14 protein-coding genes and 5 tRNA genes are annotated in these 9,953 nt (G+C 40.9%); 18 read left to right on the plus strand and 1 reads right to left on the minus strand.

What is annotated here, in order from left to right:
* The first annotated feature begins 29 nt into the window (after window positions 1–29).
* The 7 genes from P767_RS0101420 (at window position 30) to P767_RS0101445 (ending at window position 4,611) form a co-directional block, all read left to right on the plus strand.
* Window positions 30–416 (plus strand): RDD family protein, encoded by a 387-nt coding sequence (locus P767_RS0101420; RefSeq protein WP_026763125.1) that lies wholly within the window; start codon window positions 30–32, stop codon window positions 414–416.
* 71 nt (window positions 417–487) lie between these two features.
* Window positions 488–2,344, plus strand: a complete 1,857-nt coding sequence (gene hscA, locus P767_RS0101425) for a Fe-S protein assembly chaperone HscA (RefSeq protein ID WP_026763126.1) — start codon at window positions 488–490, stop codon at window positions 2,342–2,344.
* A gap of 11 nt (window positions 2,345–2,355) precedes the next feature.
* Window positions 2,356–2,964, plus strand: coding sequence for a riboflavin synthase (locus tag P767_RS0101430; RefSeq protein WP_026763127.1), 609 nt, complete (start codon window positions 2,356–2,358; stop codon window positions 2,962–2,964).
* A 53-nt stretch (window positions 2,965–3,017) separates the two neighbouring features.
* Window positions 3,018–3,215, plus strand: a complete 198-nt coding sequence (gene rpsU, locus P767_RS0101435) for a 30S ribosomal protein S21 (RefSeq protein WP_026752269.1) — start codon at window positions 3,018–3,020, stop codon at window positions 3,213–3,215.
* Window positions 3,216–3,277: 62 nt separating this feature from the next.
* Window positions 3,278–3,700: a site-specific integrase gene (locus P767_RS18730; RefSeq protein ID WP_245586809.1), complete on the plus strand. Its 423-nt coding sequence runs from the start codon at window positions 3,278–3,280 to the stop codon at window positions 3,698–3,700.
* Window positions 3,658–4,173: a tyrosine-type recombinase/integrase gene (locus P767_RS18735; RefSeq protein ID WP_245586810.1), complete on the plus strand. Its 516-nt coding sequence runs from the start codon at window positions 3,658–3,660 to the stop codon at window positions 4,171–4,173. Before P767_RS18730 ends, P767_RS18735 begins: the two co-directional genes overlap by 43 nt.
* Before the next feature lie 138 nt (window positions 4,174–4,311).
* Entirely contained in the window at window positions 4,312–4,611 is a 300-nt protein-coding gene (locus P767_RS0101445) for an HPF/RaiA family ribosome-associated protein (RefSeq protein ID WP_026763128.1), read from the plus strand.
* Between the two features lie 32 nt (window positions 4,612–4,643).
* On the opposite strand, the gene P767_RS18560 is transcribed toward P767_RS0101445, so the two are convergent.
* Window positions 4,644–4,841 (minus strand): hypothetical protein, encoded by a 198-nt coding sequence (locus tag P767_RS18560; RefSeq protein WP_026763129.1) that lies wholly within the window; start codon window positions 4,839–4,841, stop codon window positions 4,644–4,646.
* Between the two features lie 29 nt (window positions 4,842–4,870).
* On the opposite strand from P767_RS18560, the gene P767_RS0101455 reads away from it, so the two are divergent.
* The 11 genes from P767_RS0101455 to P767_RS15235 all read left to right on the plus strand — a co-directional run.
* Window positions 4,871–4,943: transfer RNA gene (locus P767_RS0101455), tRNA-Thr, on the plus strand.
* Between the two features lie 47 nt (window positions 4,944–4,990).
* Window positions 4,991–5,073: transfer RNA gene (locus tag P767_RS0101460), tRNA-Tyr, on the plus strand.
* Between the two features lie 39 nt (window positions 5,074–5,112).
* Window positions 5,113–5,188 (plus strand) — tRNA-Gly (locus P767_RS0101465).
* Window positions 5,189–5,201: 13 nt separating this feature from the next.
* Window positions 5,202–5,273: transfer RNA gene (locus P767_RS0101470), tRNA-Thr, on the plus strand.
* A gap of 317 nt (window positions 5,274–5,590) precedes the next feature.
* Complete coding sequence (gene tuf, locus P767_RS0101485; protein WP_026763130.1) at window positions 5,591–6,781, plus strand: elongation factor Tu; 1,191 nt, start codon at window positions 5,591–5,593, stop codon at window positions 6,779–6,781.
* Window positions 6,782–6,883: 102 nt separating this feature from the next.
* Window positions 6,884–6,954: transfer RNA gene (locus P767_RS0101490), tRNA-Trp, on the plus strand.
* 38 nt (window positions 6,955–6,992) lie between these two features.
* Window positions 6,993–7,187, plus strand: a complete 195-nt coding sequence (secE, locus tag P767_RS0101495; protein WP_026752264.1) for a preprotein translocase subunit SecE — start codon at window positions 6,993–6,995, stop codon at window positions 7,185–7,187.
* A gap of 7 nt (window positions 7,188–7,194) precedes the next feature.
* Window positions 7,195–7,794, plus strand: coding sequence for a transcription termination/antitermination protein NusG (gene nusG / locus P767_RS0101500; protein WP_051416968.1), 600 nt, complete (start codon window positions 7,195–7,197; stop codon window positions 7,792–7,794).
* An 86-nt stretch (window positions 7,795–7,880) separates the two neighbouring features.
* Window positions 7,881–8,738 (plus strand): beta-1,6-N-acetylglucosaminyltransferase, encoded by an 858-nt coding sequence (locus P767_RS0101505; protein WP_026763132.1) that lies wholly within the window; start codon window positions 7,881–7,883, stop codon window positions 8,736–8,738.
* 23 nt (window positions 8,739–8,761) lie between these two features.
* A complete protein-coding gene (locus tag P767_RS0101510) occupies window positions 8,762–9,145 on the plus strand; it encodes a sugar 3,4-ketoisomerase (protein WP_026763133.1) in 384 nt (127 codons plus the stop codon).
* A partial coding sequence (locus P767_RS15235) for a DegT/DnrJ/EryC1/StrS family aminotransferase (RefSeq protein WP_037351512.1) occupies window positions 9,142–9,953 on the plus strand: 812 nt, incomplete at its 3' end. The genes P767_RS0101510 and P767_RS15235, both read left to right, overlap by 4 nt.

A 9,953-nucleotide genomic window follows, 5' to 3' on the forward strand; every position in this document is an offset into this window, starting at 1 on the left:
GCGCTACCTTTGCTTCATAAACATCAAACATGAAAAGTGTAGGCGACGGAACCCGGGCATTGAATTTTTTTATAGATACCATACTTGTTACTATTCTGGCTATCGTGCTGTTCAAGTGGTATAATTTTTATGTGATGTACTGGCGCTATACCCCTTTTCATTTTGGCTGGTTTTTCTTTCCGGTACTGTTTACCTATTATTTCCTTTTTGAACTTTTCTTTCTGAAAACACCGGGTAAATGGCTTACTTATTCTCGTGTGGTGGCTAAAAACGGGAAGCGCCCCAACTGGTATATGATTGGCTTCAGAAGCCTGCTCCGCCTCACTTTAATTGATCTTTTTTTCAGTCCTTTTCTGGGAGGTCCCCTGCACGATTTTGCCAGCGCTACCACCGTGGTGCAGGATCCGGCGAAATAATTGATTTCGTAAATCGCAACAACAAGGCTGTTCAATTGTAATACCTTCGCAGTTCAATTTGAATAGTACCTATGGCAAAGATTGGAATTAATATTGCAACAGGCAGTTTACAGCAGGAGGAAGTGATTGTTGGTATAGACCTTGGCACCACCAATAGTCTGGTGGCGATTATTCATCCGGAAAGCAAACAACCGGTTGCCTTGCGTGAACACAACAGCAGCAGTCTGGTACCCAGTGTGGTACACTTTGATGCATTCGGGAATGCCGAAGTAGGAGAACAGGCTAAAACCTACCTGGAAACCGATCCTGCCAATACCATTTTTTCGGCAAAAAGATTGATGGGGAAAAGCTATAAGGACGTAAAAGAAAATGCCGGATTCTTTACGTATAAAGTGATTGATGATGATACGGATAGCCTGGTAAAAGTGCAGATAGGAGATCGTTTTTATTCTCCCATTGAATTGAGTTCTTTCATTTTAAAGGAACTGAAAAACAGGGCTGAACATATTCTGAAAACACCTGTAAACAAAGCGGTAATTACGGTTCCGGCTTATTTTAATGATGCCCAGCGTCAGGCAACAAGAGATGCGGGTAAGCTGGCAGGATTAGACGTGTTGCGAATTGTGAACGAACCTACTGCAGCCAGTCTGGCCTATGGTTTAGGCGTTCACAAGGACGAAAATAAAACCATTGCTGTATACGATTTAGGAGGCGGAACTTTTGATGTTTCTATTTTGCAAATCAATAACGGCATTTTTGAAGTACTGAGCACCAATGGAGATACGTATTTGGGCGGAGATGATTTTGACAGGGCCATCATGGAGTTCTGGCTCAAGCAAATCGATGTTCCATTCAGTGCTGTTCAAAACGATAAAGCTGTTTTACAGTCTCTGCGCTTATTAGCTGAAGAAGCCAAGAAATCCCTGAGTCAGCAAACAGAATTTGCTGCTGATTGGAATGGTTATAAAGTAAATATTAGCCGTTCCGAATTTGATGCGTGTTTAATCCCCCTGGTAAATAAAACAATTAAATGTTGCTCCAAAGCTTTGTCTGATGCGGGTTTGCAGACTTCTGATATTGATTCAGTGATTATGGTTGGGGGAAGTACCCGTGTACCGCTGGTTAAAGAAAAAGTAAGTGCTTATTTTGGTAAACCCGTGAACGATTCTGTGAATCCGGATGAAGTAGTGGCCATTGGTGCTGCTGTTCAGGCCGACATTTTAGCGGGTAACAACAAAGATTTTTTATTGCTGGATATTACGCCATTGAGTTTGGGTATTGAGACCATGGGGGGATTAATGGATGTCTTAATTCCGAGAAACGCTAAAATTCCCAACAGGGCTGCACGTCAGTACACTACACAAAAAGATGGGCAAGGGTCTATGCGGATTTCTGTTTTCCAGGGAGAAAGAGATCTGGTGCAACACAACCGTAAACTTGCTGAATTTAATTTTAAGGGGATTCCAGGAATGCCGGCAGGAATGCCGAAAGTAGAAGTGAGTTTTCTGATTAACGCAGATGGAATTTTATCTGTTACTGCCAAAGAATTAAGAAGTGGGGTAGAGCAAAGTATAGAAGTAAAACCGCAATATGGGTTAACCGATGCAGAAGTAGAGCAAATGCTCATGGACAGCATTACGCATGCCAAAGATGATATGCAAACCCGTGCATTGGTGGAAGCCAGAACAGAGGCAGAACAAATTCTTTCTGTAACCGAAAAGTTCATTGCAAAAAATGCGGAGCTGTTAACGAAAGAAGAAATGATTGCCACAGCCAGTGCCATGCAGAATTTGCAGATGGCATTAACTATGAACGATAAAAACCTGATTCAGACCAAGATTGAAGAGCTGAATGAAATCAGCAGACCCTTTGCGGAAAGGGCTATGGATCAGGCGGTGAGTGGTGCTTTAAAGGGAAAACAGGTATAATTCTTTAATATATGTTCACTGGAATCATAGAAACACTGGGCCTTGTGGAATCCATTCAGCAAAATGGAACCAATGTAAGTTTTACATTGCGTGCATCCATTGCTCCTGAATTAAAAGTAGATCAAAGCCTGGCCCATGACGGGGTTTGCTTAACTGTAGAGAAGATTGAAGGTAATAGCTATCAGGTAACTGCTATTGAAGAAACCATTCGCAAAACCAATTTGTCTCAGTGGAAAGTTGGGAGAAAAGTAAACCTGGAGCGCTGTATGATTATGAATGGCCGCCTGGATGGCCATATTGTGCAAGGGCATGTGGATTGTACCGCAATTTGCAGGGAGGTTAAAGCCCTAGACGGTAGCTGGGAATACCGCTTTGAATTTGATTCTGCATTTGCAGCCCTGGTAATTGAAAAGGGATCCATTGCGGTAAATGGCACCAGCCTGACCTGCTTTCAGGTAAGCAATAACGCTTTTACGGTGGCTATAATCCCCTATACCTACGAACATACAAGTATTCAGGAAATTGCAGTGGGAGATAGGGTTAATATTGAGTTTGATATATTGGGTAAATATGTACAAAGGGCCATTGCCGTAAAAAACGATAAATATTTTGTCAATTAATTCCGGCGACTTATCTTCGCCGCCTAAAAATAACCTGAGGAGGTATATAAGCTATGTTAATTATCGATTCTAAAGACTGCGAAAACATCGACAAGGCACTGAAAAAGTACAAGAAGAAATTCGAGAAAAGTAAGACTTTGTTGCAGTTAAGAGAGCGTCAGGCATTCACCAAGCCGTCAGTTGTACGTCGTGGTCAAGTGTTGAAAGCTATCTACAAGCAGCAGATCGCTAGCGGAAAGATCGAGGGATAATATTTCCCTTCTATCATACGATTAAGTAGTGTAGATTCGTTGTAATCTGGACTACTTTTTTTATGCCCTTACCTCAATATCCCGAAATACAGGAGTTTTTGAACTATCTCAGGTTCGAACGGAGGTATTCCTTTCATACCCTGGAAGCCTATCAGCTCGATCTGGAACAGTTTTTCCAGTTTCTGGCCAGCCAGTTTGATGCCCCCGGTTTAAGTGTTATCAGTTCATCCATGGTTCGTTCCTGGCTGGCAGAGTTAAAGTCTGATCAGATTTCATCCCGGACGATCAACCGGAAAATTTCGAGTTTAAAATCATTTTTTAAGTATTTGTTGAAAACGGGGGTATTAAAAGCAACCCCTATGACGGCCGTTGTTTCTCCAAAAACACAGAAAAGATTGCCTGTGTATGTAGAGAAAAAGCAGATGGAAGATTTGTTTTATACATGCCTTTTTCGGATGATTGGAAGGGAAAAACGGAAAGACTGATTCTATTGCTTTTTTATAGTACCGGTATGCGTTTAAGTGAATTGATGAACTTGAAACCGGGGCAGATTGATTTTGCCAATTCACAGATAAAAGTGTTAGGGAAGGGCAATAAGGAGCGGATTATACCCGCTGCTGAAGACCTGATGGAACAGCTGAAAAATTATATAGCTGAAAGGCCTGCAGCCTCTATTGCGGGCAGTCCGCTTTTTGTGAATGAAGCCGGAAAGCCGCTGCATAGCCGAACCGTATACGGATGGGTTAATGCCCGTTTGAAACAGGTTACCACCATTGATAAAAAAAGCCCTCACGTGTTACGCCATAGTTTTGCCACTCATTTAATGAATAACGGAGCGGATATCAATGCAGTTAAGTCTTTGCTGGGACATAGCAGTCTGGCGGCCACGCAGGTTTATACCCACAATACCATCGAGCAATTGAAGAAAGTATACCAGAAAGCGCATCCTAAAGCCTAGCTGTTAAAATTCCAGTAAAATTATCGTCAGGCTCTTGTTTTCCTGAAGAATTCTGATTAACTTAATGGTCCTGTTAAAGGGTAGTTTTTAACAGGCAGTTCTTTTTAATTTATTGTTTCACCGATTAAATGTTTAACCATGAACGTTAACATTCAAACTGTCCATTTTGACGCAGATGAAAAACTAGTAGAGTTCGTAAGAAAGAAACTGGCCAAGCTGCCTACGTTTCACGATAAGATTCTCAAAGTGGATGTGTTCCTGAAACTGGATAATGTGGTTCACAACATCAAAGACAAAGTGGCTGAGATTAAAGTACATGTACCCAAGCATGAATTCTTTGTAAAATCTTCTTCCAAGTCTTTTGAGGAATCATTTGAAAGTGCTTTAGATTCATTAATCAATCAAATTAAACGTAAAAAAGAAAAATTAGCCGCCTAAAACCAAGCTCCCCAATGGGGAGCTTTTTTGTTTTATACCGTAATATGATTTTTAATTTCCCTGAGACAGTTCAAAACCCGCTGCAATTTTGCTGGCTTCATCTCTTTAATCAGCCGGGCAAATGGCCCGAAAAGCCCCGTTTTTATCGTTGTTGAAAAAAATGCAGTAAAATCATTAAAAAAAATCTTTGCAAAATTTTGCCAAATAAAGATTTCCATTACCTTTGCCATCCCAAAAAATAGGGAAGTTCTTTTTTTTTGCCGAAGTAGCTCAGTTGGTAGAGCAGCTGATTTGTAATCAGCAGGTCGCGGGTTCGAGTCCCATCTTCGGCTCTCATTGAATCCTGGTTCAGCCCTGCTGAAACAGGTAAAATAAACACGGGCAGATGGCCGAGTGGTTAAAGGCGACAGACTGTAAATCTGTTCACTCACGTGTACGTAGGTTCGAACCCTACTCTGCCCACATTTCATCTTCGGATGATAGTTCTTTTTTTATGGTTAAGCGGAAGTAGCTCAATTGGTAGAGCGATAGCCTTCCAAGCTATAGGTCGCGAGTTCGACCCTCGTCTTCCGCTCCATTTTTTTGAGTCTGCCGTTGTAGCTCAGTGGTAGAGCACTTCCTTGGTAGGGAAGAGGTCGTGAGTTCGATTCTCACTAACGGCTCAGTGCTCAAGCAAATAGCTCAGTGGTAGAGCATCCCGACTTGTCGGGAAGGTCGTGAGTTCGATTCTCACTAACGGCTCAGTGCTCAAGCAAATAGCTCAGTGGTAGAGCATCTCGACTTGTCGGGAAGGTCGTGAGTTCGATTCTCACTAACGGCTCTGCACTCAGATTGAAAGGCTCAGATTGATTTCCCTGGTGATATCCCGTTTAACTGGATTTGTCAGGAAAGAATGGGATAGGTGAGAAAGAAGATAAAACAATGCCTGAGGGAGGGCAGCGATATAAATTTTTAAAAACACAACTAAAAACCGATACAAATGGCAAAAGAGACCTTTAAGAGGGAGAAACCTCACGTAAACGTAGGTACCATTGGTCACGTTGACCATGGTAAAACTACTTTAACTGCAGCTATTACTATTACCTTATCTAAGAAAGGTATGGGTAACGTTGCTAAGAAATATGATGAAATCGACGGTGCTCCGGAAGAAAGAGAGCGTGGTATTACCATCAATACTGCTCACGTTGAGTATCAAACAGAAAATCGTCACTATGCGCACGTTGACTGTCCTGGTCACGCTGACTATGTGAAGAACATGATTACTGGTGCTGCTCAAATGGACGGTGCTATTTTAGTTGTGGCTGCTACAGATGGTCCTATGCCTCAAACCAAAGAGCATATCTTGTTGGCTCGTCAGGTAGGTGTACCTCGTATCGTGGTATTCATGAACAAGGTTGACCTTGTTGATGATCCTGAATTACTTGAACTAGTAGAAATGGAAATCCGTGAGTTGTTAACTTCTTATGGATTCGACGGAGATAATACCCCAATCATTCAGGGTTCTGCAACCGGTGCTTTGGCTGAAGATCCAAAGTGGGTTGGTAAGATTGACGAATTAATGGCTGCTGTAGATACTTACATTCCATTGCCTCCTCGTCCAATCGATATGCCTTTCTTGATGTCTGTAGAAGACGTGTTCTCTATCACTGGTCGTGGTACTGTTGCTACCGGTCGTATTGAGCGTGGTATCATCAAAGTAGGTGAAGCTGTTGAAATCGTAGGTTTAATGGAATCTCCATTATCTTCTACTGTAACTGGTGTTGAAATGTTCAAGAAATTATTGGACGAAGGTCAAGCTGGTGACAACGCAGGTTTATTGTTACGTGGTATTGAAAAGAAAGATATCCGTCGTGGTATGGTTATCTGTAAGCCAGGTTCAATTACTCCTCACACTGATTTCAAAGGTGAAGTTTACGTACTAAGCAAAGAAGAAGGTGGACGTCACACTCCATTCTTTAACAAATACCGTCCTCAGTTCTACTTCAGAACAACTGACGTAACTGGTGAAGTTACTTTACCAGAAGGAACTGAAATGGTAATGCCTGGTGATAATATCAACCTAAGCGTTAAATTGATTCAGCCAATCGCAATGGAAAAAGGTTTGAAATTCGCGATCCGTGAAGGTGGCCGTACCGTAGGTGCTGGTCAGGTTACTGAAATCATCGAGTAATTTGCAAATAAGCCTTAGGGGCTTTCAGCAAAAAACTATATCTTTACAGAACAAAGTACTTAGCATCCGCTAGGTACTTTGTTTGTAAAAAGAAGTCTAAAAACGGGCATGGTGCAACGGTAGCATACGGGTCTCCAAAACCTTTGATCTGGGTTCGAATCCTAGTGCCCGTGCAAAAAATCGTTCACTGAACAAACGATCAAACACGGAAATGAATAAGATAGCATTATACTTTAAAGAAAGCTACCAGGAGTTACTTGAGAAAGTAACCTGGCCTACCTGGTTACAATTGCAACAGAGCACAGTTATTGTGTTGGTAGCTACAGTAATTATTACTGCCATGGTTTGGATAATGGATTTTTCAAGCAACCAATTATTAAAGTTAGTTTACTCATTATTCAAGTAGTCCCATCATGGAAGCAGCAGAAAAAATGCAGACCGGCGAATTACCTCAGCAAGAGACCAAATGGTACGTATTGCGCGTAGTAAGCGGTAAGGAAAGAAAAGTGAAGGAATACCTTGACAAAGATGTAATCAGAAACGGTTGGCAGGATATTATTAAGCAGATATTCCTACCAATGGAAAAGGTATACAAGGTTCAGAACGGCAAGAAGGTAATGCGTGAGAAGAACTATTTTCCTGGCTATGTAATGATGGAAGTTTTAGATGGCAAGTTGAATGATGATATGGTTCAGCATATCAGCAATATCAGCAACGTCATGCATTTCTTAACGGATGGCAAAGGCTCCAAGGGTATGATTATTTCCCTGCGTAAGTCTGAAGTTAATAAGATGCTGGGTAAGGTGGATGAAATGAATGATATGGGTGTTACCATGAGTGAGCCATTCATCGTTGGCGAAACCATTAAAATTATTGAAGGACCTTTCAACGATTTCAACGGCGTAATTGAAGAAGTAAACGATGAGAAGAAGAAACTGAAAGTTACAGTGAAAATCTTCGGACGATCAACACCTGTAGAACTGAGCTATATGCAGGTAGAGAAAATTGCATAATTTTTCTTAATATATTTTTTAAAGCCACTACAAAATGTAGTGGCTTTTTAATTAATATTTAATACTTTTACGGCCATCAAAGAATTATGAAAGTTGCACACCTGATCATCACCTACACAAATCCGCTTCAAACGGAGCGAATGATTCAGCAGATGCAACATCCGGATTTTGATTTCTATATTCATGTTGATGCAAAATTTACACTAGAATCACATAGTAATCTGAATCAATATTCAAACGTATATTTTATTCAGAACAGGGTAGATGTTCAGTGGGCTGCATATAGTACCATTCAGGCTGAATTCAATGGACTGCAGGAAATTCTGGATTCAGCCAGAACCTATGATTTTATCAGTTTGATGAGTGGCCAGGATTACCCGATTAAAACTGCGGCTCAAATGCAATCCTTCTTTGAAGAAAGAAAGGGGAAATTATTGTTAAAATACAGGGCTTTCAGCGGAGAATGGGAAGAGGGGATGCAAAGAGTTAACAAATATCATTTGACCGATTTTAGATTTCGTGGACAATTTTTTCTGGAGAGAATAATCAATACACTTTTTAAAAGAACCAACCAGCCCAAAGGGATGAAATTTTATGGTAGTTCCATGTTCTGGGCAATCAGTCCGGAAGCTGCAGAATATGTATTACAAACAGTAGACAGGAATCTTAAAATGCGTCGTTTTTTCAGGTATTCATGGGCGCCTGATGAATTTTTATTTCAAACTATTTTACTAAACTCTCCCTTTGCAAGTAAGGTTATCAACGAAAATTGCCATTATTATAAACATCCCCCGAATACCCCAAGTCCCAAAACTTTTGACATTTCTGATTTTGCAGATATCATTGCTTCGGACCGTTTATATGCCAGGAAATTCGACATGGTAAAAGCGCCGGAATTATTAGATAAAATTGATAAATTTCTGGCTACAGAATCACTTGATTAATATTATTCATACCTTAGTTTCTTATGGCGTATATACTGAATCTGGTTAATTTTAAAGATACCCGTGGTGAGTTGACAGTACTGGACAATGCCGAACGATTACTCCCTTTTAAAATCAAACGTGTATTCTATATTTATAATGTAGATGAAACAGCCAGGGGAGGACATAGGCATCACGAAACAGTGCAAGCTGCCATCTGTATTCATGGTTCCTGTAAAGTCTGGAACAATGATGGGGAGCAAGTAGAGGAGTTTCTGTTAGATAATCCTTCCAAGTGCCTTATTCTGGAAACCAAAGACTGGCATAAAATGTATGACTTCTCGAAAGATGCAGTACTCCTTGTTTTTGCTTCTACCACTTTTAATTCTTCCGATTATATTTACGAGCCTTATCCTGAAAAAAAATGATACCGTACGATTGTCTTTCCAAAGTTAATGAGCCTTATACCCTTTTATTCGAAAAAAGGTTTAGCCAGTTCCTGGACAAAGGCTGGTATATATTAGGGGACGAGGTTAAGAAATTTCAGGATGATTTTGCCCGATACAATCAAATGAATCACTGCGTTGGGGTTGCAAACGGACTGGATGCATTGATTCTGGCCATCTGGGCCTTGAAATTGCCCAAGGGATCTGAAATAATCGTCCCTTCCAATACCTATATAGCTTCTATTATTTCCATTATACATGCCCACTGCAAACCCGTACTGGTAGAACCTGATATTACTACTTACAATATTGATCCGCAGAAAATTGAAGAAGCCATAACGCCCAAGACCAAAGCCATAATGGTGGTACATCTTTATGGCAAATGCTGCGAAATGGACCCCATTTTGTCCATTGCGGATAAACATGGACTGCATGTAATTGAGGATTGTGCTCAGGCCCATGGTGCCAAATACAAAGGTAGAATGGCCGGTACTTTTGGCATTATGAGTGGATTCAGTTTCTATCCCAGCAAAAACCTGGGTGCACTGGGTGATGCGGGTGCCATTCTGACCAATGATCCGGAACTCTGTGAAGAACTGAAAATGATTCGCAATTATGGATCACATGGAAAATATTACAATGAAGTAGTAGGATACAATAGTCGTCTCGATGAAATACAGGCACTGTTTCTGGAAGTGAAACTGCCTTATCTGGATAAAATCAATGATCACAAACGTAAGCTGGCTGCCATGTACCTGGAACAGCTGAAAGATGATTTCATTCTTCCTAT

Origin of the sequence: Sediminibacterium salmoneum NBRC 103935, from assembly GCF_000511175.1 — a bacterium.
GTDB classification, from domain to species: Bacteria; Bacteroidota; Bacteroidia; order Chitinophagales; family Chitinophagaceae; genus Sediminibacterium; species Sediminibacterium salmoneum.

Bases quoted from the DNA above. Each gene is read 5' to 3' on its own strand.
- P767_RS0101420 (WP_026763125.1), top strand. From the start codon at position 30: ATGAAAAGTGTAGGCGACGGAACCCGGGCATTGAATTTTTTTATAGAT.
- hscA (WP_026763126.1), top strand. From the start codon at position 488: ATGGCAAAGATTGGAATTAATATTGCAACAGGCAGTTTACAGCAGGAG.
- P767_RS0101430 (WP_026763127.1), top strand. From the start codon at position 2,356: ATGTTCACTGGAATCATAGAAACACTGGGCCTTGTGGAATCCATTCAG.
- rpsU (WP_026752269.1), top strand. From the start codon at position 3,018: ATGTTAATTATCGATTCTAAAGACTGCGAAAACATCGACAAGGCACTG.
- P767_RS18730 (WP_245586809.1), top strand. From the start codon at position 3,278: ATGCCCTTACCTCAATATCCCGAAATACAGGAGTTTTTGAACTATCTC.
- P767_RS18735 (WP_245586810.1), top strand. From the start codon at position 3,658: ATGCCTTTTTCGGATGATTGGAAGGGAAAAACGGAAAGACTGATTCTA.
- P767_RS0101445 (WP_026763128.1), top strand. From the start codon at position 4,312: ATGAACGTTAACATTCAAACTGTCCATTTTGACGCAGATGAAAAACTA.
- P767_RS18560 (WP_026763129.1), bottom strand. From the start codon at position 4,841: ATGGCAAAGGTAATGGAAATCTTTATTTGGCAAAATTTTGCAAAGATT.
- tuf (WP_026763130.1), top strand. From the start codon at position 5,591: ATGGCAAAAGAGACCTTTAAGAGGGAGAAACCTCACGTAAACGTAGGT.
- secE (WP_026752264.1), top strand. From the start codon at position 6,993: ATGAATAAGATAGCATTATACTTTAAAGAAAGCTACCAGGAGTTACTT.
- nusG (WP_051416968.1), top strand. From the start codon at position 7,195: ATGGAAGCAGCAGAAAAAATGCAGACCGGCGAATTACCTCAGCAAGAG.
- P767_RS0101505 (WP_026763132.1), top strand. From the start codon at position 7,881: ATGAAAGTTGCACACCTGATCATCACCTACACAAATCCGCTTCAAACG.
- P767_RS0101510 (WP_026763133.1), top strand. From the start codon at position 8,762: ATGGCGTATATACTGAATCTGGTTAATTTTAAAGATACCCGTGGTGAG.